The organism is Pigmentiphaga litoralis (genome assembly GCF_014651835.1).
Taxonomy (GTDB): Bacteria; Pseudomonadota; Gammaproteobacteria; order Burkholderiales; family Burkholderiaceae_B; genus Pigmentiphaga; species Pigmentiphaga litoralis.
On sequence record NZ_BMXQ01000001.1, the window covers coordinates 597,702 to 621,458 of the forward strand.

General features: G+C 65.6%; 21 protein-coding genes. 11 read left to right on the forward strand and 10 right to left on the reverse strand.

All coding sequences use genetic code 11. From position 1 onward, the window contains the following. The first annotated feature begins 5 nt into the window (after nt 1–5). The 3 genes from IE116_RS02510 to IE116_RS02520 are packed head-to-tail and all read left to right on the forward strand — an operon-like array spanning nt 6 to nt 3,848. Nucleotides 6–944, forward strand: a complete 939-nt coding sequence (locus IE116_RS02510; protein WP_189609469.1) for an FAD binding domain-containing protein — start codon at nt 6–8, stop codon at nt 942–944. After that, complete coding sequence (locus IE116_RS02515; protein WP_189609471.1) at nt 941–1,444, forward strand: (2Fe-2S)-binding protein; 504 nt, start codon at nt 941–943, stop codon at nt 1,442–1,444. Before IE116_RS02510 ends, IE116_RS02515 begins: the two co-directional genes overlap by 4 nt. Next, nucleotides 1,437–3,848: a xanthine dehydrogenase family protein molybdopterin-binding subunit gene (locus IE116_RS02520; RefSeq protein WP_189609473.1), complete on the forward strand. Its 2,412-nt coding sequence runs from the start codon at nt 1,437–1,439 to the stop codon at nt 3,846–3,848. Before IE116_RS02515 ends, IE116_RS02520 begins: the two co-directional genes overlap by 8 nt. Before the next feature lie 77 nt (nt 3,849–3,925). On the opposite strand, the gene IE116_RS02525 is transcribed toward IE116_RS02520, so the two are convergent. Both IE116_RS02525 and IE116_RS02530 read right to left on the reverse strand, forming a co-directional pair. Beyond that, the gene (locus IE116_RS02525; protein WP_373302929.1) at nt 3,926–4,240 is read right to left on the reverse strand and encodes a LysR substrate-binding domain-containing protein; all 315 of its coding nucleotides are present in this window, start codon (nt 4,238–4,240) and stop codon (nt 3,926–3,928) included. After that, on the reverse strand, nt 4,215–4,997 hold the full coding sequence (locus IE116_RS02530; RefSeq protein WP_189609477.1) for an SDR family NAD(P)-dependent oxidoreductase: 783 nt from the start codon (nt 4,995–4,997) through the stop codon (nt 4,215–4,217). The genes IE116_RS02525 and IE116_RS02530 overlap by 26 nt, the downstream gene beginning before the upstream one ends. Nucleotides 4,998–5,349: 352 nt before the next feature. On the opposite strand from IE116_RS02530, the gene IE116_RS02535 reads away from it, so the two are divergent. Next, nucleotides 5,350–6,771, forward strand: a complete 1,422-nt coding sequence (locus IE116_RS02535) for a sensor domain-containing diguanylate cyclase (protein ID WP_189609480.1) — start codon at nt 5,350–5,352, stop codon at nt 6,769–6,771. Between the two features lie 117 nt (nt 6,772–6,888). Here the strand turns inward: IE116_RS02535 and IE116_RS02540 are convergent, their stop codons facing one another. From IE116_RS02540 to IE116_RS02555, 4 genes are all read right to left on the reverse strand, one after another. Further along, a complete protein-coding gene (locus IE116_RS02540; protein WP_189609482.1) occupies nt 6,889–7,641 on the reverse strand; it encodes a tetratricopeptide repeat protein in 753 nt (250 codons plus the stop codon). A gap of 64 nt (nt 7,642–7,705) precedes the next feature. Further along, nucleotides 7,706–10,033, reverse strand: coding sequence for an MBL fold metallo-hydrolase (locus tag IE116_RS02545; protein ID WP_189609483.1), 2,328 nt, complete (start codon nt 10,031–10,033; stop codon nt 7,706–7,708). A 115-nt stretch (nt 10,034–10,148) separates the two neighbouring features. After that, nucleotides 10,149–11,498 carry a glucarate dehydratase gene (gene gudD, locus IE116_RS02550; protein ID WP_189609484.1) on the reverse strand — a complete coding sequence of 450 codons (1,350 nt, stop codon included), beginning with the start codon at nt 11,496–11,498 and terminating at the stop codon, nt 10,149–10,151. Between the two features lie 51 nt (nt 11,499–11,549). Further along, nucleotides 11,550–12,521: a Bug family tripartite tricarboxylate transporter substrate binding protein gene (locus tag IE116_RS02555; protein WP_189609485.1), complete on the reverse strand. Its 972-nt coding sequence runs from the start codon at nt 12,519–12,521 to the stop codon at nt 11,550–11,552. Between the two features lie 193 nt (nt 12,522–12,714). Between IE116_RS02555 and IE116_RS02560 the strand changes: the two genes are divergently transcribed. Next, nucleotides 12,715–13,755, forward strand: a complete 1,041-nt coding sequence (locus IE116_RS02560; protein ID WP_189609486.1) for a LacI family DNA-binding transcriptional regulator — start codon at nt 12,715–12,717, stop codon at nt 13,753–13,755. 43 nt (nt 13,756–13,798) lie between these two features. On the opposite strand, the gene IE116_RS02565 is transcribed toward IE116_RS02560, so the two are convergent. After that, entirely contained in the window at nt 13,799–14,725 is a 927-nt protein-coding gene (locus tag IE116_RS02565) for a hypothetical protein (protein WP_308428201.1), read from the reverse strand. A gap of 51 nt (nt 14,726–14,776) precedes the next feature. Here IE116_RS02565 and IE116_RS26110 point away from each other — a divergent pair, with 51 nt between their 5' ends. The 3 genes from IE116_RS26110 to IE116_RS02575 all read left to right on the forward strand — a co-directional run bounded on the left by IE116_RS26110 (nt 14,777) and on the right by IE116_RS02575 (nt 17,192). After that, nucleotides 14,777–15,109, forward strand: coding sequence for a hypothetical protein (locus tag IE116_RS26110; RefSeq protein ID WP_308428202.1), 333 nt, complete (start codon nt 14,777–14,779; stop codon nt 15,107–15,109). Nucleotides 15,110–15,368: 259 nt separating this feature from the next. Continuing rightward, the gene (locus IE116_RS02570; protein ID WP_308428203.1) at nt 15,369–16,301 is read left to right on the forward strand and encodes an NADP-dependent oxidoreductase; all 933 of its coding nucleotides are present in this window, start codon (nt 15,369–15,371) and stop codon (nt 16,299–16,301) included. Between the two features lie 126 nt (nt 16,302–16,427). Continuing rightward, on the forward strand, nt 16,428–17,192 hold the full coding sequence (locus IE116_RS02575; protein ID WP_189609490.1) for an SDR family oxidoreductase: 765 nt from the start codon (nt 16,428–16,430) through the stop codon (nt 17,190–17,192). A gap of 27 nt (nt 17,193–17,219) precedes the next feature. On the opposite strand, the gene IE116_RS02580 is transcribed toward IE116_RS02575, so the two are convergent. The 3 genes from IE116_RS02580 to IE116_RS02590 all read right to left on the reverse strand — a co-directional run bounded on the left by IE116_RS02580 (nt 17,220) and on the right by IE116_RS02590 (nt 20,395). Then, complete coding sequence (locus IE116_RS02580) at nt 17,220–18,026, reverse strand: TetR family transcriptional regulator (RefSeq protein WP_189609492.1); 807 nt, start codon at nt 18,024–18,026, stop codon at nt 17,220–17,222. A 69-nt stretch (nt 18,027–18,095) separates the two neighbouring features. After that, a complete protein-coding gene (locus tag IE116_RS02585) occupies nt 18,096–19,055 on the reverse strand; it encodes a tripartite tricarboxylate transporter substrate binding protein (RefSeq protein ID WP_189609494.1) in 960 nt (319 codons plus the stop codon). A gap of 128 nt (nt 19,056–19,183) precedes the next feature. Beyond that, the gene (locus tag IE116_RS02590; RefSeq protein ID WP_189609496.1) at nt 19,184–20,395 is read right to left on the reverse strand and encodes a TauD/TfdA family dioxygenase; all 1,212 of its coding nucleotides are present in this window, start codon (nt 20,393–20,395) and stop codon (nt 19,184–19,186) included. A 96-nt stretch (nt 20,396–20,491) separates the two neighbouring features. Here IE116_RS02590 and IE116_RS02595 point away from each other — a divergent pair, with 96 nt between their 5' ends. From IE116_RS02595 to IE116_RS02605, 3 genes are all read left to right on the forward strand, one after another. Then, nucleotides 20,492–21,418 (forward strand): LysR family transcriptional regulator, encoded by a 927-nt coding sequence (locus tag IE116_RS02595; RefSeq protein ID WP_189609497.1) that lies wholly within the window; start codon nt 20,492–20,494, stop codon nt 21,416–21,418. A gap of 74 nt (nt 21,419–21,492) precedes the next feature. Then, nucleotides 21,493–23,106: a sensor histidine kinase gene (locus tag IE116_RS02600; protein ID WP_189609499.1), complete on the forward strand. Its 1,614-nt coding sequence runs from the start codon at nt 21,493–21,495 to the stop codon at nt 23,104–23,106. After that, nucleotides 23,103–23,705, forward strand: coding sequence for a response regulator transcription factor (locus tag IE116_RS02605; RefSeq protein WP_189609501.1), 603 nt, complete (start codon nt 23,103–23,105; stop codon nt 23,703–23,705). Before IE116_RS02600 ends, IE116_RS02605 begins: the two co-directional genes overlap by 4 nt. Nucleotides 23,706–23,757 lie beyond the last annotated feature (52 nt).

The following is a 23,757-nucleotide window of genomic DNA, read 5'->3' on the forward strand; positions in this document are numbered from 1 at the left end:
GCACCGTGAAGCTTGCCCCTGTCCACTACGTGCGGCCGCGCAGCGAAGCGGAACTGCTGGATACGCTTGCCCGCTACGGCGCTGATGCGGCCGTGCTGGCAGGCGGGCAGAGCCTGATGCCGGAACTGGCGCTGCGGTCGCGCAACGTCAAGGTATTGGTCGATATCAACCACTTGCCTGGAGCCGATACGATCGCGCTGGCTTCAGCGACAGACGGCACGTTGCAGATCGGGCCGCTGGTGCGCCATGGCGATCTGTTGAAGCACGACCTGGTGCAAAGACATGCGCCGGCCTGGGCGGCCGCCGCCACACATGTCGGGAACGCGGCAGTCCGCAATCGCGGCACGGTTTGCGGGTCGGTGGCCTATGCGGATCCGGGCGGCGAAATACCCTTGATGGCGGTGGCGTCCGGCGCTCGGGTTTGCCTGCGGTCGCTGGCGGGTGCGCGTGATGTGGCTGCCGATGCGTTCTTCACGGGTGCGTTTTCCACGGTGCGCCGTCCGGATGAATTTGTCGCGGCCGTTCAGGTGCCGGTCAACGGGCATGACAGCTTTCACTTCTTCGATGAAATCGCCAGACGGCCAACCGCACCGGCGCTGGCGAGCATCGCGCTATCGCTTAATCGGATAATCGGTCAGCCGCCGTCCATGGCGGTGGCGATAGGGGGTGTTTCCGATCGGCCTCGCTTGTTGTCGGCAACCAGTGAGCACCTGACCATGGCGTTGCGTGACATGGGCAAGGGGTCGGAAAACACAGCGCGCAGCGGCATCGCGTTCGATGTCGACGCCACCCGCGCGATTCTGCAAGCCGAGCTGGCGCCCTTGATCATCCGCGACGACCCCGCCTACCGCTTGCACCTGGCCGCGGCCCTGCTGGTACGTGCCATCACCGCGATGCGGTCGCACCTGCACCCAGCCATGCCTTACCCGAGTCCATCAACATGAACGACGAAGCACTGATCGCCGACGAATCGACCCTGCGCCTGCGCTGCATCGTGAACGGCAAGCTGCGCTCGCACGACGTGCCGGTACGGATGACGCTGGCCGATTACCTGCGTGATGTGCTGGGACTGACCGGCACCCACCTTGGGTGCGAGCAAGGGCAATGCGGCGTCTGCACCGTGCGTGCCGACGGCGCCGTGGTGCGCGCCTGCCTGATGCTGGCCGTGCAGGCCGACGGCATGCACATCGACACGATCGAAGGCCTGACCGCAAGCGGCGAACTGGCCGACCTGCAGGACGCCTTCTTTCGTCACGCGGCCTTGCAGTGCGGCTTCTGTACGGCAGGCATGCTGATCACCGCCGACGATGCGCTGCGGTGCAATCCCGCCATCACGCGCGAGGGCGTGCGCGCAGCACTGACTGGCAACTACTGCCGATGCACCGGGTATCACGCCATTGTCGATGCCGTGGTGGACACGGCAAGGTTGCGCCGTGATGCATGACACCACCGACAAGCCCACGCCCGCCGGCACGCACGACCACACGCACGACCACACCCACGCAGCGGGCGACGTGCTGGGGCAGGGCTTGTCCTCTCCTCGCAATCGCCGTCTGCTTGCAGGGCGTGGCCGCTACGTGGCCGACCTGCCGTTCCCCGCCAGCCTGCACGCCGCCTTCCTGCGCAGTCCCTGGGGCCATGCCCGCATCGTCAGCATCGATGTCGAAGCCGCCCGCGCCATGCCCGGCGTGGAAGCCGTCCTGACCGGGACGGACATCGCGCGCATCTGCAAAGGCTATCGCGGCGCGACCGCTGCCTTCCCTGATTTGCGTGCGCCCCTGCAGCATCCCTTGGCGTTGAATACGGCCATGTGGCACGGCGAGCCCGTTGTCGTGGTCATTGCCGACAGCCGCGCGCGGGCAGAAGACGCCTGCGCGCGTGTCGTCGTCGTGTGGGACGAGCAGCCGGCATTGACCGACCCGCAAGCCGCGCTGGCCGCGCCGCCCATCCACGCCGACTTGACCAGCAATCTGGTGCTGCATCTGGATCAGCAGTCCGGCCAGCCCGACACCGTGTTTGCCACCGCCGCCCACGTGGTGGCGTGCGAGTTCGGCTTCAACCGCCACACAGGCGTACCGCTGGAAACACGGGGTCTCGTTGCCGAGTTCGAGCCGAATGAACGACGGCTGACCGTCCACCTGAGTCACCAATGCCCGCACCAGATGCAAGAGGAATACGCGCATCTGCTGGGGCTGGAGGCCCATCGGGTGCGGGTGATCTGCCCCGACGTGGGCGGCGCATTCGGCATCAAGCAGCAGCTGTACGGGGATGAACTGGCCGTGTGTGCCGCGGCTGTGCTGCTGGGGTGCACGGTGCGATTCATTGCGGATCGCAACGAGTCCATGCTGTCTGACATCCAGGCGCGCGAACATCGCGTCGCGGGCAAGCTGGCTGTGGACGCGGACGGAAAACTGCTCGCCTTCCAGGTACAGGACCTGTACGCGATCGGGCCGTACTCCCAATATCCGCGGTCCAGTCTGGGCGAGCCGCGCGCCATCATGGGCCTGTGCGGCGCGCCGTATCGCTTTGACGCCTTCGCGGCGTCGGCCGACATTGTCTTCCAGAACAAGGGCATGGCGGGCCACTATCGCGGGGTGGGCCATCCGCTGGCCTGCGCCGTGACCGAAGCGTTGATTGACGAAGCGGCGCGCGCCTGCGGCATCGACCCCGTGGAGATGCGCCGCCGCAATTTCCTGCAGCCGTCCGACTTTCCCCACGTCGCGCCCACCGGCACTCGCTTCGAGCGGCTTGCCTTCACGCAAAGCTTGGCCGCGCTGGAACGCGACGTGGACTTGCCAGCCTTGCGGGAATCGATCGCCAGCGCCCGCGCGTCCGGTCGCATTCAGGGTCTGGGCATCGCCGCGTTCGTGGAGCAGACGTCGCGCGGCCCCTGGTTTTACGGTCAAGGCGAACAGGCGGTGTCCAGTCGCGATGGATGCACGTTGCGCCTGGAACCGTCAGGCAACTTCCGCTGCATTTCCAGCGTGACCGAACAGGGGCAGGGCACCGAGATGGGCGTGCGGCAGGTGGTGGCGCACGGCTTGGGCGTGGCGCCCGACCGCGTGGACGTGTTGACGGGCGACACCGCCGTCACATCCCACGGGGGGGGCACCTGGGGGTCACGCGGCATGGCCATCGGGGGGCAGGCGGCGTTCGACGCCGCCCTGGCGCTGCGCAAGGAGATCCTGGAACTGGCCGCGATCCTGCTCAAAACCGACGCCGGCATGCTTGATATTCGCAACGAGTCGATTGTGAATGTCAACGATGGCGCGCCGCGCCTTGCCTTGCGCGCCCTGGCCGAGGCCGCACATTTTCGCCCCTATGAATTCGGCGGCCTCCAGCCGCAACTGGTGGCCAGCACCACCTATGGCCCGCTCAAACAGCCGTTCCGTTGCGGCACCGGCATCCAGCTCTCGCACATCGACGTCGATCCGGGCACCGGTCAGATCCGGCTGCTGCGCCACATTGTCGTGCACGAAGCCGGCCGCGTCGTCAATCCGGTGCTGGTGAACGAACAGGTGCGCGGCGGCGTGGCGCAAGGGCTGGGCGCGGCGTTGATGGAAGAATGCGCCTACGACGCCCGCGGCCGTTCACTGGCCTCGTCACTTGCCAGCTACGACATGCCCATGGCAGCCGACTTGCCCGATATCGAACTGATTCATGCCGATGGCCCCGCGTTCACCGACGACGGCCTGGGCATTGTCGGCGTGGGGGAAGCCGGAACCGTGGGCGCGGCGGCCGCAGTCATGAACGCGCTCAATGACGCTCTGGCGTCTGCAGGGGGCGGTCGTGTGTACACCTTGCCGCTGACGCCTGAACGCGTGCTGCGTGCGCTCGGTGCGCTCTGACCCGGCAGCTTCAGCCGTTATCCGACTGTCAGGCTTTTATTCGTATACCAGTCAAATCGCATTTGCTTGTTATGCAGCTAAAAGCGAACCACCTCCTGGCCTGCCGTTCGCTCCATCAGCATCTCCACAAACGCCCGCAGCTTGGCCGGTAGGAACCGTGCCGACGGAAACACCGCATGAATGCCACCCGCCGGCAGCACCGGGATCGGGCGGCCCGCCGCCAGATCCTGGGCAATCGCACAATCGGGCAGCACCGACAGTCCCGCTCCATGAAGGACGGCCTCGCGCACGGCCAGGGTGGCGTCGAGAAGGATGGGCGAGATGCAGTGGGGCTGAGGGCGCTGGCCGATGCGTCGCGCCGATCCTTCAGCGCTGATACCGGGGCGCCGCATGCGCCTGCCGCAGCCCGCCCAGCAAGGCCTGCCGGGCGCCGTCCAGTGCCGACCAATGCGCATCGTCGTGCAGCGGCGGAATCGTGACGGCTTCGCGGCGATCGAATCCTACCAGGGCCGCATCGACCAGTTCACCCACCTCCATCACCTCGGGCATGGCAGACAGGTCCATTCCGGCACGCTCCCAGATTTCGGTGCGTGTCGTCGCGGGCAGCACCGCCTGCACATACACCCCCTTCGGACCGAGTTCCAGTGCCAGGCCCTGCGACAGGAACAGGACGAACGCCTTGGTCGCGCCGTAGACCGACATGCCAAACTCCGGCGCCATGCCTACGACCGACCCGATATTGACGATCGCGCCCGTGCCAGCGGCGGCCAGTCGCGGTGCAATCGCGGCAGCCAGCCGCGTCGGCGTGCTTGTGTTCAGAGTGATGAGCCGGTCGATGGCATCGGCAGTCTGCGCGGCAAAGCCACCCGTTTGCGCCATGCCTGCGTTGTTGATGAGTGTGCTGATCGAGGCGTCGTCGCGCAGACGCGCTTCAACGCGCGCAATGTCGGCGGGCCGCGTCAGGTCGGCCTGCAAGACGTCGACCTTCACGCCATGAGCGGTACGAAGCGTGTCCGCCAGCGCCTGGAGTCGTGCCGCGTCGCGCGCAACCAGAACCAGGTCATGCCGCCGCTGTGCGAAACGTTGGGCATACGTTGCGCCAATGCCGCTGGACGCGCCGGTGATCAATACGGTGTTGGAGAGTGCCATGGTGGGTGTCGCCTGAAGGGTTGGGTTCAACGCCATGCGCCGATCCGGTCGGCTCATCAGCAAGTCGATTAATGATGATGATCATAATAAAAACTGTCAACTACTTTGATGATGGTCATCATCAAAGTACAGCGGCGGCCGTCATCAGCCTGCACGAGGACGGCTGCCACGATGATCTCCAACGCCCAATCGCAGGCCAATCGCGCGCGCGTCCGCCTGTGGGAACTACGGACTGCAAGCGCGCAGGGGCACGATAAGATCGCACCGGCTCGCGCGGACGCGGGCCGAACCCGCTGCTTCCTGATTCGTCGCGTCGTCACTCCCCATCATTCCAGGCATCCCAAGACACCCCATGACCCCCGCGATTGCCCTCAAATCGCTGCGGCGCGCAACCGGTCGCCAGGGCCCTGATATGTTGTGGATGCTGCTGCCCCTGCTGGCGTCCCTTGTGTTCCTGGCATTCGGCGGATTCGTGCTGTCCAAGTTGAACGAGGACGCGCGTGCGGTGGAAGCGGCCCAGACCAGCGCGGTGGCTGCCACCTTTGCGTCAGCGGTGGAGCGGGTGGTGAGCAGGGCGCTGACGGCGACCCGGTCATTGGCCGTCATGGTTTATCAGGGCAACGGAAAGGTCGACGATTTCGAGCGGCTCGCGTTGTTCCTGTTGCCCATGTACAAGGGCGCGTATGCGCTGTCGCTTGCACCGGATGGCATCATCCGGCAGATAGAGCCCCTGGACCGCAATCTGCTGGTCCGGGACCACGATGTGCTGGAAGGTCAAGACCGCGAGCAGGTGATCAAGGCGATCGATCGTGACACGCCGGTCATCGAGTTTTCGGGTCCGTTCCAGCTGATCCAGGGCCCGGTCGGTGCGATCGGCATGCTGCCCATCTTCCTGCCTGACGCCAGGGGTGCCAGCGCCTTCTGGGGCTATACGGTCGTCACGCTGGTGCTGCCCGATGCGATCGAGGACGCCAATCTGGATGCCATGTCCTTGCAGGGCTATGCGTACGAGTTGTCCGGCATGGATCCCGAAGCCGGCCACCGGCGGGTCATTGCCCGGTCGACCGTCCCGGTCCTGCAGCCGACGTGCAAGGACGTGTCCATCGAGCGCGTCAGCTGGACATTGTGCGTGTCGCCGCTGCAGACCTCGTCATCCTGGTCGCGCCACCTGTTCGAACTGGTGCTGATCGTCGTGTGCAGCGTTGGCGTGGGCTGTCTCGTGCACGCGTTGATCGTGCTCAGGCGCACCAGCCGTGAACTCGAATGGTCGGCGCTGCATGATGCGCTGACCGGCCTGCCGAATCGCCGATACATCTACGAGCGGCTCGACACCCTGCTGTTCCCGTCAAGGTCCGACGCGTCCTTGGCCGCCGTGGCCTATCTGGACCTGGATGGTTTCAAACCGATCAATGACGCATTCGGGCATGGGCAGGGCGATGGGGTTCTGATGACCACGGCGCAACGCTTGACGCGTGCATCCCGACCCAACGATGTGGTGGCGCGGATCGGTGGCGATGAATTCGTCATCGTCCTGCGTCAGCTGACCGACGAGGCGCAATGCCACAGGGTGCTCGAACGCGTGCTGAAGGCGGTGAGCGAGCCGATTCCGTTGACGGCAACCGAGGTGACCGTGTCCGCCAGCATTGGCGTCGTGCTGATGTCCGCTGACGGCTTGACCGACGTCGAGACGATGATGCGCGCGGCGGACGAGGCCATGTATCAGGCGAAGGCGTCGGGCAAGAACCGGATTCATATGGCGGCCCGCCGCACCTGAATACCCAGGCCCAGTCGACCCCGGCCTTTACCCTGGTCGATGTCCGGCCGCAGGGTGTTCGGCTGAACGGTGCCCGCCTGAACAATGCCCGCCTGAGCGCTGCATGAAGCCGCAGCGTCAATGCCGGTGCCCTGCATGGCCATGCCCCTTGGCTTTCGCCCCCGGTTCATGGGCGTCGTCGTCTTCATCCTCGTGCGGCGCAACGCCTTCGCGGGATTTCTTGATCCACGTGCGGCCCAGCGCGTCATCCAGCGGCACGCCTTCGCCTTTCAGGTACGCGCGCCCCAGACGTGCCTGGGCGACGGGATTGCCGGCGTCGGCAGCGCGTCGCAACCAGCTGATGGCGGTTGTCATGTTGCGGGGGACGCCGCGGCCGGATGCATAGGCCTCGAACAATTCGTACTGGGATTTCGGCGCGCAGCGATCGCTGGTAACGGCCGTCTTGCTGTACCACGCAAAGGCCTGTTTGCCGTCCTTGGGCGCGCCGCCCATGCCGTTCTTGTAGAAGTCACCAAGCAGACATTGCGCGATCACGGATCCGCCGGCGGCGGCTTTGCTGAACCACTGGAAGGCTTGCGCGGGATCTTTCGGCACGCGATCGTTGCCGTTGTAGTAGGTGAAGGCCAGGTCGACCTGGGCGGGGGGGTGACTCTGCAAGGCGGCCTTGTGCAGATAGTCGAAGGCCTTTTGCCGGTCAAGCGCCGTTCCGCTTGCGCCGCTGTAGTGGCGCGCCAGCGCGTAGGTGGCCGTGGCATCGCCGGCCTGCGCCTGCGTGTCCAGTTCGGCAACGGAGGCGGCCTGTGCGCTGGCCGCCATGGTCAGCGTGACCGACGCGCCCAGGAAAAGTCGTCGTACAAGATTCGATGGCATGGCTGCTCGCTTCGTGCAGGAAAAAGCAAGGCGGCCACCCGCGCCGCCTTGCTTCATTCCCGCGTTACCGGAACGTCGCGTTGACGTCGGCCGGTACGACGATTTCGCTGCCGGAATTGAGCGAGATCGTGACCGTGCGGCCCTTCTGGATCCTGGCCAGCACGGCTTGCGCCTCGGCCAGGGTCTTCAGGCGTTGCGTGCGCAGCACTTCAGGCGGATGGAAGGTGCCCTTGGCTGCATGCACGGATTCGACCGGCCCGCCGTCGTACGTGATCGATGTACCGAGTCCCGGGCTGGTCTGCGCGAAGCTGGGCGGTACATAGCCCTTGTAGACCGTGTCCTGCACGTCGATCGACACCTGCACGAAGAAGCCGGTGGGATCGTCCACGTAACTGTCGGTCGGCACGACGATGCCTTTGGCCAGCAGCGGGATTGCCGGGTTCTTGTTCTGCGCCCCCACAAAGCCTTGCACGATCTTGCCGCTGTCCAGCAGGGTGGCCCGGATGTCGGTCAGACCGGCTTCGCGACCCGGCTTGAACGGACCGGACGTCTCGATACTCTTGTACGTGCGGTTGGCCACATCGCTGGCCTTGTACGACACCACCGACCTGCGCTTTTCCAGCTGGTTGGCAAACTCGGTCGTCACCTTGGCGCCGCCGATGGTGGGCGAATCGAACACCCTGGACGTCAGCGCATCCAGCATCGTCAACGGCTTGCTGGCATTGGCCGGGTCGCGGTTGTACGCCTTCAAGCCCTGAAACACTTCTACGATCGGATACTGATTGGTGTGCTGAGGCGCAACGAAGTCCACGTCCACCGTATTCTGCAGATAGCTGAAGCCGTGCTGGAAGGACAGGCGGCGCCAGCCGTTGGCAGGGGTAGGGGAGTTCAGGCCATTGACGCCATAACCGCCGTGATAGCCAAAAATGACGAACTTGCCGTCGGCGGGGTTCTTGACCTTGAACAACATATTGGTGGTGCCGGGCGTATGGCCGGGCGCCCAGATCACCATGATCTGCACGTTGCCATAGTCGTACCACTTGTCGTATTCGTAGTAGTTATCGGTGCGGGCGCGCAGCACCGTTTCGGTTTCGGGCAGGGCGCCGGGAATGTCCCAGACGTTGCCTTGCAGGTCGCCCTTGACGCCGATCACGTCTTCTTTCGAGGCCCACAGGTTCATCGTCTTGCCGGCGTTGTCCATCATTTTCAGATGTTCGACGGCGGTGCCGTAATGGTCGCCGTGACCGTGGGTCAACCACAGGTCCGTCACGGATCGCGGATCGACGCCCACCAGTTCCATGTTCTTGAAGTACTGATAGCCGCTGTTGGGCCAGCCGGCGTCGATCTTGATGACCTTGTCGTCCGCCGTATCGGCCGTTCCCATGTCCGCCTTCAACACGTACGAAGCCACTTCGTTGTCGCCCACGTAGTACATGGTGTTCTTGACCATTTCGAATGGTTCGGTGCTGCGCGTGTAGGGCGCGGCCGACACCCCGGTTGCATTGATGGCGACGTAAGGCTGGCCCGACGCCGGGTCGGTGCCCTTGTCCGCCAGCATCGGGCTTTGCGTCGGCACGTCCCACACGGGCTTGCCGTCGGTTTTCGATTGCGGCGTGAAGTACCAGATGGCCACGACCTTGGCGTTGGCCGCGTTCTGGTAGTGGTTGTCGAACAGCAGGTAGGCGGCCTGCCTGGCGGTGGTCGCGTAGTTGTAGTTGGCAGTGACCGGCACGGCGGCCAGGGTCGACACGGTGCTCTTGCTGTAGTCGTCGGTGTTGACGTTGAACACCTGCGCGTCGGGCGCAACCGTATAGGTTTCTTCGTAACGCTTGATCGGTGTGGCGTACGCGCGGCCTGCCTGGTCGGCCGTCACGATGGTGCCGTCGCCCACGGTAATGGTGGACCCGGTCTTGTTGTAGATCCAGCCCGCCGCGACCATGGGGCCGGGTGCATTGCCATTGCGAGCAACCGAGGCCCCGTATTTCTGCATGTTGAACTGCGCATCGCTCGACTTGCCCTTGGCGAGCACCACGTTGAAGGTCTGCGTGGGATCTGTTGAAACCGAGACGGCGCCGGTGTCGGACGCGAGCCAGTCCACCAGGTTGCCGGGCGCCAGCGCGGCCTGGATGATGGCTGCGTTCGCCGGCGTGACGGCGCTGGTTGTTAGCGTCTTGACGCCGCCTTGCGTCAGCACACTGACGCTGACAACCTGCTGGCCGGACGCATTTGTCGCGAACGTGGGCGCGGCCTGGACCAGGCCTGCCGACCGGAACACGGGCGCCGATGCGGTGGGTCCCGCATCGTCGTCACCGCTGCCCCCACAGCCTGCCAGAAATGCCGCGGCGATGATCGCCGGCAGCACTTTCCATTTGAAGTGCGATGCTGTATTCACCTTGCTGTCTCCTCGGGTGCTTGTTGCCAAGCGTGGATGTGGCCTGATGGCCTTCTTGTGGTGTGTCACCGCTGTGCCGCGGTGTTCCGTGCTGTCGTCTGCCGTGCTGTCGTGCCTAGCGCACCATGCAGGGCATCTTGTTGTCGAATGCCCAGCCGGGAATCAGGTGCTGCATGGCCATGGCGTCGTCGCGAGCGCCCAGCCCGTGCTGCTTGTAGAGCTGGTGGGCGCGTTCGACCGCGTCCATGTCCAGCTCGACGCCCAGCCCCGGCGCTTCGGGCAGGTCGATGTAGCCATTGCGGATCTGCAGCGGATTGCGCGTCAGTTGCTGGCCGTCCTGCCAGATCCAGTGCGTGTCCAGCGCGGTCACGCGGCCGGGCGCGGCGGCGCCCACGTGCGTGAACATCGCCAGCGAAATGTCGAAGTGATTGTTCGAATGCGATCCCCAGGTCAGGCCGAAGGCCTGGCAGGTCTGCGCCACGCGGACCGAACCCTGCATCGTCCAGAAGTGCGGATCGGCCAAGGGGATGTCCACGGACTGCAGGGACAGGGCATGCGCCATCTCGCGCCAGTCGGTGGCGACCATGTTGGTCGCCGTAGGCAAACCGGTCGCGCGGCGGAACTCGGCCATGACTTCACGGCCCGAGAACGCGCCTTCGGCGCCGCACGGATCTTCGGCGTAGGCCATGACACCGTGCAGGTCGCGGCACAGGCGGATGGCGTCTTTCAGCAGCCAGCCACCGTTGGGATCCAGCGTGATGCGCGCCTGCGGGAAACGTTCGTGCAGGGCGCGAATGGCTTCCACTTCTTCTTCGCCGCGCAGCACGCCGCCCTTCAGCTTGAAGTCCTGGAATCCATACCGTGCGTAGGTGGCTTCGGCCAGCTTGACGATGACGTCGGGCGTCAGCGCCTTTTCGTGCCGCAGGCGCAGCCAGTCGTCCGTTTCGTCGGGCGAGCTGTCATAGTCCAGCGGCGTCTGGTGACGGTCGCCCACGTAGAAAAGGTAGCCCAGCATCTGCACCGACGTGCGCTGCACGCCTTCGCCTAGCAGCGCAGCCACGGGCACGTTCAGGTACTGACCCAGCAGGTCCAGCAGGGCCGACTCGGCCGCGGTAACGGCATGGATGGCCACGCGCAGGTCGAACGTCTGCTGGCCGCGGCCGCCGCTGTCGCGGCTGGCGAAGGCTTGCCGCATTTGATTCAACGTGTGCTGATAGTTGCCGATGGAACTACCGATGATGAACTGGCCGGCGTCTTCCAGTGTGGCGCGGATCTTCTCGCCGCCGGGCACTTCGCCCACGCCGGTGTGGCCGGCGCTGTCGGTCAGGATGACGAGGTTGCGGGTGAAGTACGGGCCATGCGCGCCGCTCAGGTTGAGCAACATCGAGTCGCGTCCGGCGACCGGAACGACACGCATGTGGGTGATGGTCGGCGTCTGGCCGACTGCGGGGGAGGTGTGGGGCATGGCAGCTCGGAAAAATAGGTTCGTTGTGCAGTCGACCAGGTCGCGCTGCGTTTACTCGATCGTGATGTTGCCGGCCTGGATCACTTCTTTCCAGCGCGCGCTTTCCTGCTGCTGGAAGCGGGTGAACTCTTCAGGCGAATTGGCGACGACCTCAAGGCCCTGATCCGTGAATGGCTTGCTGATGGCAGGATCCTTCACGGCACTGACCAGCGCGGCCGACAGCTTGTCGCGCACATCCGTTGGCAGGCCCTTGGGCGCCACCACGGCTTGCCACGAATAGACCACCAGGCCGGGCACCGACGCCTCGGCAAAGGTCGGGATATCCGGCAGAACCGCCGAACGCTTGTTGCCGGTGATGGCGATGGCCTTGAGCTTGCCTGCCTTGATGTGCGGCAGCACGGCGTTCACGTTCTGGAACGACATGTCGACCTGATTGCCCAGCAGGTCCGAGATGGCTGGCGCGCCACCTTTGTACGGCACATGCAGGCCCTTGGTGCCGGTCTTTTGCCAGAACAGTTCAGCGGTCAGGTGATCGGAAGAACCGGCGCCCGATGTGGCGAAGCTGACGCCGCCCGGCTTGGCCTTGAGCAGGGCCAGGGCGTCCTGCACGTTATTGACCTTGGATGACAGGGCCGGGCTGACGACCAGCACGTTCGGCGCCTGCACGGCCACGGTCAGGTAGGTGAAGTCCTTGGCAGGGGAGTAGGGCAGCGACTTCATCAAGTGCTCGGCCACGACCAGCGGGGCGAGCGACGTGACCATCAGCGTGTAGCCGTCGGGCGCGGCGCGGGCAACCTGTGCAGCGCCGATCGTGCCGGTCGCGCCGGCCTTGTTCTCGATCACGAAGGTCTGCTTGAACTGCTCCGTCAACTTGTTGGCGACGGAACGGGCAACCGAGTCGGTCGCGCCACCTGGCGGGAAGGGCACCACCACCGTTACTGGCTTTTCAGGCCACGCGTGCGCAGCGCCCGCAGCGGCCAGCAGTGTCAGACCCACGATCCATTTGCTCGAACTGCTGTTCATTGTTGTCTCCGTCGTTTTATTAGTTGTTAACGTTAACATTTCACTTGTTAACGTTAACGTCAGAAGTGGCGAGAGTATGGATCAAGTTTCGGGAGCCGGCATCGGGGCAAACCCAGGGGTTGGAGAGTGACCTGCCGGGAGCAACGGGTTAGCCTTCTGCTTTCTTCCCAGCACAAGTCACCTGTTTCCGCCCATGCCCGCGACGTCCAGCAAGCCTGATGTTCCTCCGCACAGTCCCGTCGAACGGGGCAAGGTCACCGTGCGCGAAGTGGCGCGCGCCGCTGGCGTGTCAATGATCACCGTGTCGCGCGTCATCAACACGCCCCAACAGGTGTCGCCCGCCACGCTTGAAAAGGTGAATGCCGCCATCAATGCGCTTGGGTATGTGCCCAACCTGATGGCGGGTGCGCTGCGCTTGTCGCGCAGCAACCTGGTGACGCTGCTGGTGCCCTCCGTGGCCGGTTCCCTGTTCGCCGGCATGCTGACCGAGTTGACCGAATCGCTGGATGCCAAGGGCTTCCAGTTGATGGTTGGGCAGAGCGGCTACGCCACGCCACGAGAAGACGCGCTGCTGCGCGCGATCATTGGCCGTCGTCCGGATGGCATTGTCTTGACCGGGGTCATGCATTCGCCCCAGGGGCGGCAGTTGTTGCAGGCATCCGGTATTCCGGTGGTGGAGACGTGGGACACGACGTCGACGCCCATCGACATGCTGCTCAGCGTGTCGCACGAAAAGATCGGCGCCGCCGTCAGCACCTATCTGTTCGACGCTGGCAAGAAGCACCTTGCGGTGCTGGCTGGCGATGACGAGCGCGCGCACCTGCGTGCCGAAAGCGTCGTGCGCACGGCGCTGAAACTGGGGCTGCCGGAACCCGTGGTGCGTTTCCTATCGGCCCCCACCACGCACGCGCAGGGGCGGGAAGGACTGCGGTCCTTGCTCGATGCAGACAAGCGCATCGACGGCGTGTTCTGTACGTCCGACCTGATGGCGGCGGGCGTGCTGACCGAGGCGATGGTGCAGGGACTGTCGGTGCCGGGTCAGTTGGCGGTCGTCGGGTTCGGGGACATGGACATCGCGGCATCGATGTCGCCGTCGATCACGTCGGTGCACGTGGACGGTGGCGCCATTGGCGCGCGCGCGGCCGAGATGATTGCGGCGTGCGCGAATGGGCGCCGGCCGGCGGAATCGGTGGTGGAAATCGGGTTCGAGATAGTGCGGCGGGAGAGCGCTTGAGGGGGTGATGCCTAGCCTGGGTCACCCTGCCTTCACCTACCGCCTACTCCTCGAACAACACCTGCAGATCCGCGATGTGCACCATCAGCTCCCTGACGCGGCGCAGGGTCGCGTACTGGTTGAGCACGCTAAGCCAGCGCGGGTCGTTCAACAATGCCTGCCACACCGGCTCGAGCTCGCTGATGCGCGCCGTGCCGTCCGCGGTGTCGTCATGCTTCATGTCGTCACGCTTCAGCTTGCTGGCGTAATCGAGGGTGGTCGTTGACGACAGCAACTGCATGCGGCTGGCTGCGCTGAGCGGACGCGGGGCCTGATCGGCAGGCGCGTCCGAGCAATACAGCACCGTATCCTGGAATGTTTCAGCGGTGTCTGTCGTGGGCAGAGCGTTGAGCGATGCGCCGCGAATGTCCACGGTTCCTTGTTTCGCCACGAAGCGGTACACGACATCTGGATCCGCCAGGGAAAGCAGACGCAAGCCGCGCAGCAGTCTCGGAAAGTCAGTGGTCGCGGCGTCCGCCGATGCCTTGGCCTCGACCAGCAGGCACACGTCCCAGGGCTGCGCTACGTCGCCTTCGGTGTTGGGTTGCCGCAAGACCACTGCGTCCCACTCGGTCTTGGCGCGCTGGGCGCTGTCGACCAGGACTGCGGGAACGTGCATGGCGGTAACGACACGGTAGGTCCACCGCTTGCCGTCGACACGACCAAGGTGCCGAGCCAGCGCATCCAGCGCGTGCGCGGCAAGGGCTTCCACCGCGGCGCCGCGTTCCTGCGCGCCGGCGCCTTGCGCCGCCGCTTCCGCGCTGCCCGACGCGGGGCCATGCGACTCCCATAGCGCCAGGTACTGCCGCACGCTGGCGTCGTCCGCCAGCGTTGACAGGCGCTGGAGACGTTCCAGGGCGGGGGCCGCCAGAAGGTTGCGCAGGCTGCGTTCCAGATCCGAGTCGCGCTGCGTCTCTGGACGGGTCAACATGCAGTGGCAGGTCTTGCCAACGTCCGTCCACGCGCCGGATGACGCCTGCGTATGCACCCGCATCAGCATGTCGCGGAGCGCATCTGGCTCACGCCGCTGCAATTTTCCAGGGTGCGCGATGGCGTCGACGCTGCTGCGAACCCGGCGCTTGTCCTTTTCTGCGTGTGCCTGCAACGAGGCAAACTCGCGAACGCGGGCGTTCCCGTGGCGGAGCACCATGGCCTGGAATGCCACGTCGCCCGCCTGTGGATGCAAGGCCTCGGTGATCAGATGGTGAAGCGAATCCAGAAAGCGGTCTTTAAGGGGGGCGTCGGGTTGATCACCGCGTTCACGTGCCATTCGCGCCAGCTCGATGGCCACGGCAATGTCGGTCTGCGTGGATGACGCAGACCCGCCAGCGAGGGGACCAGCAAGGTGGCCAGCGAGCGCCGGTGCCCGGTATCGCCGGGGCACGGTGCGAAGCAACTGGACCAACGGAGGGCAGGGCGGTGATTCCATGACGGCGGGTCGTGCAATGTGCGGCAGGCGCAAGGCGGGCCGGTCAGTCTAGCAGCATGGGGAACGGCGCTTGCAGAGCCGTAGCGTGCGTTCTGCGGCCTGCAGTGGGCCGAACCGCTACTCGAAGGATGCAATGATGAGTCACATGCTTGCCTACCGAATCCACGCGTTCGGTGGCCCCGAGGTATTCAGACCCGAGTCGGTCGACGTTCCCGAGCCCTCTGGCTCCGACGTGTTGATCCGCGTCCTGACCGCTGGGGTCAACCCGGTTGACGCCAAGACGCGCGCTGGCACCTACCCCATGATCGGCGACAAGGACCTGCCTTACATTCTTGGCCGTGATGTGGCCGGTATCGTTGAACAAGTGGGGGACCTTGCCTTGCCCTGGAAGGCGGGCGATGAAGTCATCGCATTTGTCGGGCAAGGCCATGGCGCCTTTGCGGAATACGTCATCGTCGACGCCAAGGCCATCACGCGCCGTCCGGAGTCCGTCGACTGGGTACACGCGGGCGCGATCCCGCTGGCCGCGCTGACCGCGTGGCAAGGACTGTTCGATCATGGCACGCTGGAATCAGGGCAGCGCGTGTTGATCCACGGCGCATCGGGCGGCGTGGGGCTCTTTGCCATCCAGTTCGCCAAGCAGGTCGGCGCCGACGTGTTCGCCACCGCGTCGGGCGAGGGCGTCGATCTGCTTCGCGAGATGGGGGCCGACCACGCGATCGACTACACGTCCGAGAAGTTTGAAGACGTTGCCACCGATATCGATCTGGTGCTCGACCTTGTCGGCGGCGAGACGCAGCAACGGTCCTGGGATGTGATCAAGCCGGGCGGCGTCCTGGTTTCCACGCTGGGCGAGCCATCGCAGGAAGAAGCGGCCAAGCGGGACATCCGCGCCATGCGTTTTCTTGCCGAGCCCGATGGCCAGCAATTGGCCACGATCTGCACCCTGATCGATGAAGGCGATCTGATAGTCAAGGTAGTCCGCACGTATCCCTTTGACGCTGCACCCGATGCCCTGGCCGCGGTAGAGGAAGGACACGCGCGGGGCAAGGTGGTGATCGAGGTCGCAATGCAGTAATCACCTGTCCAATCCAGGGGCTCATGCATAATTCGCTATCGTTGACACCCGCAATCATTCCGGCCCCGCCGGTGCGCGCGGCGGCAACGGCGACGTCGCGCGTCAACCCATGAACAGGAGACAGCAGTGAACCTTGGAAAAGTGGCGGTCGTAACCGGAGCGGGATCGGGCATCGGCAAGGCAGTAACGCTGGCGCTGGCGGAAGCGGGCTATCGCGTGGTGCTGGCGGGGCGCCGCGAAGCCATGCTGGACGCGGTGCGTGACGAGGCCGAGCAGCGGCATGGCGCGGCTGACCGGCTGCTGTGCGTGCCGACCGACGTGGCCGATGCCGCCGCGGTGGAGGACCTGTTTGCGAAGGCCGTGGCGCATTTTGGCCGGGTGGACGTGCTGTTCAACAATGCGGGCCGCGGCAACCCGCCGGGGTCGTTCCTCGATTGGACGGCGGCCGAATGGCGCGAGGTGGTCGACGTCAATCTGAACGGCATGTTCTATTGCCTGCAGCAGGCGTTTCGCGTGATGCGTGATCAGTCACCGCAAGGCGGCCGCATCATCAACAATGGTTCTATTTCGGCCCATACGCCCCGCCCCAATTCGATCGCTTATACCGCGACCAAACATGCGGTGATGGGGCTCACGAAGACCGCGGCGCTGGATGGCCGGGCGTTCAATATCGCGGTCGGGCAGATCGACGTCGGCAATGCCATGACCGAGTTGGCGTCCCGCATGGCCAGGGGCGTGCCCCAGGCGAATGGCGCGGTCGAAATCGAGCCAATGATCGACGTGGACGTGGTCGGGCAGTCGGTGCTGTACATGGCGAACCTGCCGCTGGAAGCCAACGTGCTGTTCCACACGGTAATGGCCACCAAGATGCCCTTCGTGGGCCGGGGCTGAGCTTCGAACAGGAGCCCGCTCCAAGCCTTAGCCGCCCCAGTACGCCCCCGCATAGCCCCGGTACGGATTGCCATACGCAGGCCGTCCGGCCAGACGGTGTTCTTCCATGAACCGTTCGATGGCCGCCGGGCTGCCCCCCTTGAACATTTCCTTCAATACTCCGTCGGGCAGAAGCTGGCGATAACGCACCGGCAGCCCGGCGTACGCCGCGCCTTCGGGCAGGTCGCGTGGCACGCCGATCGGATCCAGGAAACGGGCTTCGCCCCGCTCGCTGTCGTAGCGGGCGCGCACCTGCACGGCCGCGTCCAGGATGCCGCCGATGACGTCGGACAGCCGGCGCCCGCTCACCCGAGCCTGCCAGGATGCGCGCAATTCCAGCAGGCGATCGGGGGGCGCGCCGTCGCACGCGCCCTGGTAGGCGGCGGTCAGGCAGTGATCGCCCGCCGCAAGCAGGCGCTGGGTTTCCGTGGGTTCGCGTTCGAGCAGGGACAGCACCTGGCCCAGGGACGCGCCTTCCATATAACGATCGGGGCCGATCTCGTAGCCGATATCACCCGGGTTATGGTGGTCGACCGCAACAATCGGCACGTAGCCACGAAGGTGGCATTCCACTGTCACGATGGGCGCCTTGGGCAGGAGGACGGCCGGTCTCAGACCTCCCGGGCCGGTGTGCAGCACGCCGTCGGCGTCGTAGGCAGTGCGCGGCGAGACGCGCTGCCGGCCCGTGGCCGCCACCACGCACGCGTAGCCGGCGTCCTGCACGACGCGTTCGATTTCACGCATTTCGGGGTCCTGGGCGCCCAGCACAAACGTGCAGTCCGCGAGTAATGGCATGCCTTGCTCCTGATGGGCATCGGGGCAGATGCCCCGATGCCCATCAGCAAACGATATGCCACTTCCGGGTCAGGTCGCCTTGGCGCCCGTTGCCTTGACCACCGCGCCCCAACGTTCGACTTCCGACTTCACGAAGGCGCCAAAGGCATCGGGCAGGCTGCTTTGCGCAATCAGCCCTTCGTCCAGCAGCCGGCGGCGAATGGGTTCCTGAGCAAGTGTTTTCTCGACGGCAGCCGAGATTTGCTGGGCCAGTTCCGGCTTGATGCCCGCCGGGCCAAGCAGTCCGTACCAGGCGCTGAAATCGTACCCGGGCAGAACGTCCGCAACGGGCGCCACGTTGGGAGCCGACACCATGCGCTGCGCACTGCTGACGCCCAACGGCTTGAGTGTCTTGTTGTCCATTTGGGCCTTGGCCAGCGCGGCCGTGGCGAACATCAGGTCGACCTGTCCGCCGAGCAGGTCGTTCATGGCGGGGGCCGTGCCTTTGTACGGGATCAGCGTGATGTCGACACCCGCCCGGGTCTTCAGCACTTCCGACGCCAGGTGGCCCGAGGAACCGATGCCGGGCAAGGCCATGTTCAGCGTGCCGGGCTCCGCCTTGGCCAGGGCGATGAGTTCGCGCACGTTGTTCGCCTTGATGCCGGGGCGCGCCAGCAGGATCGACGGCGCGCTGGCGACACAGGCGATCGGCGAAAAATCCTTGACCGGATCAAAGGGCAGCTTGGGGTAAAGCGTCGCGTTGATGGCGTGGCTGGTGTAGCACATCAGCAGGGTGCGGCCATCCGGTTCGGCGTTGGCGACCTGCTGCGCGGCGATGTTGCCGCCGGCGCCTGGCTTGTTCTCGACCACGAACGTGCCACCGAGCAAGCGCCCGAGTTCCAGCGCCATCAGGCGGGCCACCGTATCGGTACCGCCCCCCGGGGACGCCCCCACCACGATGCGTGTGGCTCCGCTTTGCGCCCGCGCCATTCCTGTGGCGGCCAGCATGCCCGCTGCGCTCATGGCGCCCAGAAACGTTCTTCTTTGCATGGCTATCTCCTTGTGTGCCGGGTCTTCCCCAAGCTTGTTATGTCAGGCCATCCGCGTGGCTGGATGTGGGTGCGCGGCCGCGACCCGTTTTCAGGGTGGCGACCGCGTCGGAAATTCGGGTGTGACGATCAGGCCTCGGCGTGACTGTCCACCGCAAGCCGTTTGTCCCCGAGCAGTTTGCCCCCGAGCAGTTTGTCCATATCTTCCTTGAGCATGCGGGGTTTCCAGGTTTCGAATTGCATCCCGAGGGTGGCGGCCTGGCGTTTTTCGTAGGCCAGGAATTCCTGGGTGATGGCCGTGCCGCGGACCCCACCGCGCACCGCGCCGGCCCGGGCATCGCCGTAGTATTCAGCCCAGGCGTCGGGCAGCGGCTGCGACCCGGGAATGGCCAGCCACAGCCGGAACAGATGCCGCTTGCGGTCGGGTTCGTCGAAGTCTTCGAACGGCGTGCGCGAATGCAGCGTGACGTAGTTGTTCAGCAGCTGCACGTCGCCTTGCTCCAGTTCCATCGTGTAGCAGAGCTTGTCGCTGGGCATCAATTCTTCAAGCAGGTCCAGGGCTTCGACCTGTTGCGGCGTCAGGCGCGGGATCTCCGGAAAGTCCCGCTGCGCAGCGTCGGTATTCTTTCGATTGGCGCGGGCCGAAAAGTATTGGGGGTGACTGCCGAAGATGGGCAGGCGATAGTAGGGCGGCTGCGACGGGTCTTGCGTGCCCTGGTAGCTGTGGAAGAAGGGGGATTCAAGCACCGGAATCAGGTCGGGCCGCAGGCGCTTGACCTCGTCGCGCAGGGCCAGTGAGCTGATCACCTTGCTGGTGCCGCCCGACTTGGCCGTGCGGCGGCACAGCAGGCCGACCACATCGCACGAATCCTGGTGGAAATCCAGGCCGGCGTTGGTGTTGTAGCCACGGCCACCCTTGACCTTGTATTCGCCGCCTTCGTTGCGAACGTCATTCATGATCTGGCTCGCCCGGTTCTGCGTGCGGCCCACGCCCATGTACAGCGCCATCCCCCAGAAGGCAAGGCGCGCGTCGTCTTCGGACCAGACATCGACCGGAAAGCCCTTGACCAGGCACATGCCCCACCGGCCCTGCGTCGTGTCGATGGCCTGCTTCAACACCGCGATGGCGGACGCATTCAAGGGAAAGTCTTCCTGCGTCATTTCCAACAGGGACTTGCCCGTGTGTCTGGCATGGCTGAGCGCGGCGTGCATGCCATCGATCTGATCCCCGGTCAGGCGGATGATCCAGGATTCGTCCTGGCCGACCTGGTCGGCGGTCCAGGCCAGCGGACGGCTTTCGAGTGAACGGGCCCGCGGCGTGGCGGTAGCGGTGGCTTGCATTGCGTGCTCCTGCTGTTATGCGTTTGAGGGCTAGTCTAGGCCAGAGCGCTTCATTAGAATAGCGAAGGTATTTGAGCTTCTTCATAAGGAAATTTGATGAAGATCGAAACGTTCGCGACGCTGGAAGCGGTGCTGCAGACCGGCACGTTCGCCGCCGCGGCACGCGCCACCAACGTGACGCCCAGCGCGGTCAGCATGCAGATGAAGCAGCTGGAACTGTATCTGGGCAAGCCGCTCTTTGATCGATCCGGTCTGCAGGCGCGGCCCAACCAGCTGGCCCATGACGTGGCCGACACCTTGCGCGCCGCGCTGCAGGGACTGGAATCCTTGCGGGCCGGCAGCAGCCTGGCCGTGGAAGGACAGGTCCGCCTGGGCATCATCGAGTCGCTCCAGGCCGCGGTGTTGCCCGGAATCATGGCTTTCCTGCGTGAGCGCCATCCGCGGCTGGAATTGCGGCCTGCGCGCGGCCGCAGCAGCACGCTCACCGCCGCTGTCAAGGCGGGCGAGCTCGACGCCGCACTGGTCGCGCAGCCCTTGTCGGGCGGGTCGGCCCGGCTGCGCTGGACGCCCATGTTTACCCGTGAACTGGTGGTGATTGCGCCGCCCGATGCCGACGACGCTGCGCTGGGGACCCTGTTCCGCCAGCACGAATGGATACGCTATGACAGGAACACGGTCACCGGCGCCATGGCCGTGCAGTACGCCAACGAGCATCTGCCCGACATTCGGGGCGCGCTCGAATTCGACAGTTCGCCCGCGATCGTGGCCATGGTCAGCGCGGGGCTGGGCGTATCGCTGCTGCAGGAGCCCGATCCGGCCGTGCTGCAGGTGTACCCGGTGCGGGTCATCCGCCTGGGGCGCGGCGCGCCGGTGCTCCAGTTTTCGATGGTGACCCGCAAGAACGATGACGACAACCGGTCCATCGACGCCGTGCGGCAAGGCATGCAGGTCAGCGTCGGGTCGTTCCGCCGGCAGGCCGGCAGCCGGGGCAGGCTGCGCCGGGCCCCGGCACGCGCCACATGAATGCGGCGATAATGCCGCGCATGTCGCAACCCTTGCCTCCGCTTCGTTCGATCTGTGTCCGGCTGGCTCTGTGGATGGCACTGACCGCGCTTGCCTGCGCGATCCTGCTTGGCTATCGGTACGCGGACGCGCGCGGGCAATTCGACGCCGACGCCGGCACGCTCGTCAGGCAGATCGCGCAGCGGGTGGACCAACATGACGCCCACCTGACCAGCCTCGCTGCGGTCGCACGTTTCGACGGGGCGGACTTCGCAAATTTTCTGGGGGTTTCGGCATCGGTGCGCCAGTACTACCCGCGCATTGCGGAGATCGTACTGGTCGAGCTGGCGCCTGAACCGCCGGTATCGGTGGTGCCCCGCGTGCTTGCGGTAAGCGCGCTCGCTGCGCTGCCCGATGCCGGATGGAGCCCCGCCATGACGCAGGCATCGGCCGGCATCGCCACCGGACGGGCCCGGCTCGCCGCCGGCCGCGTGCCTGGCTCGTTCCGGCTGATCAAGCACATCCCGCGTGATCCGTACACCGTGCTGGTGTTCAACATCGATGCCGGCCAACTGGTTGCGGCCGATGCCGTACCGCGTCCCCTGGCATGGACCCTGGCCATCCCGGACGGCGCAACGACCGTCACGACGCTGCAAGGCGCGACCGAGTCGGAGCCGCTGCGCCCGTCGCGCTGGCGGCTGCCTGCCATGGTCATGACGTCGCAACTGGACAGCCCGAGCCAGCCACTGGTGCTGACCTTGCGCCGCGATGCACGGTGGTCGGAGTTGCTGCCGGTTTTCGCCGTGCTGGCCTGCGCATTGCTGGCCGCGGCCCTGCTTGCCGTACTGCGCACTGGTCAACGTCTGCGGCGAGCCCGTCGCGATGCGCGCCTGCAAGACCAGGCACTGCGGCTGGCGCACGCCATGCGTGTCGATGGCCTGGGGGAAATGGCGTCGGGCATCGCACACGAACTCACGCAGCCCATGACGGCACTGCTCAGCCAGAACCAGGCGGCCTTGCGGCTGATCGATGGCGGCGCAACGGCCAACGAGCTGGCGCCGGTGATCCGCACCAACATCCGGCTGGTCAATCGGGCGGGCGCGATCCTGGAGCGGATGCGCGCCTTCGTCAGCCGCCGTGAACTGCCGCTGGCTGACACGGACGTCAATGCGGTGTTGCAAAGCGTCGTGGACCTGTGCCAGGCCGACCTTGCCGCGCGCGGCATCGCGCTGCAATGGACGTCCATGGAGGTGGGGCGGGCGGTGGCCGACGCCGTGTCGCTGGAGCAGGTACTGCACAACCTGGTGCGCAACGCGGCCGAAGCGATGATGGCGTCGGACCAGGGAAGACAGGGCGCAACGGCATCCACGGCGGCCGCAGCCGGCCCCGGCGGGCACGGCTCGTCAGCGACCGGCCACGGCGCGTCAGCTGATCCGGCCCACTGGGTCCGACTCGTTGTCCGTCACAACGACATCGATAACCACACCGACGCCGCCATCACCATCGTTGTCGAAGACAACGGCCCGGGCATGGCCACGGACCGCGTCGAACAGATCTTTACCCCGTTCTACACGACCAAGGAAGGCGGCATGGGACTTGGCCTGCCCTTGTGCGAACGGCTGATGGAAGCCATGGGGGGCCGCATCCAGGTCGATAGCGTGCTTGGCCAAGGCACCCGTTTCACCCTGACCCTCAAGGCCGCCGCATGACCCGCCCCCTGGTGTTCCTGATCGATGACGATGAAGACGTGCGCGACGCGCTGGCGCTGCTGCTGCGGACGATGGGGCTGGCCGTCGAAGCCTATGCGGACGCGGCGTCGTTCCTGGCGCGTGGCGCCCCGGAGCGCTTTGGCTGTGTCGTGACCGACGTACGGATGGCGGGCATGTCGGGGCTGCATCTGCTCGAGCGCCTGCAGGCGGACGCGTCGGGCCTGCCCGTGGTCGTGATCACGGGACATGGTGACGTGGCTGCCTGCCGGCGTGCGCTGCGGGGCGGCGCGGTGGACTTCCTGACCAAGCCGATCGACGAACATGCCCTGCTCGAAGCGATCGATGCCGGCCTGGCCCGAGGGCAGGGCGATCTGGGCAAGGCAAGGGAGCGCGACGAAGCGGCGCGTGCCCTGTCCGTGCTGAGCCAGCGCGAACGCGAGATCATCACTCTGATCGCGCAGGGACTCGCGACCAAGGAAATCGCCCGAGCGCTGGAATTATCGCCACGCACGGTCGAAAAGCACCGGGCCGGCATCGCCACCAAACTCGGCACGACGTCGGTGGCGGACATGGTTCGCCTGGTCCTGGCAACGGCGTAGTTCTACCCAGCCGACTGGGTAGCGCACCGGCTGTGCGCACGCGGGGGCCGTC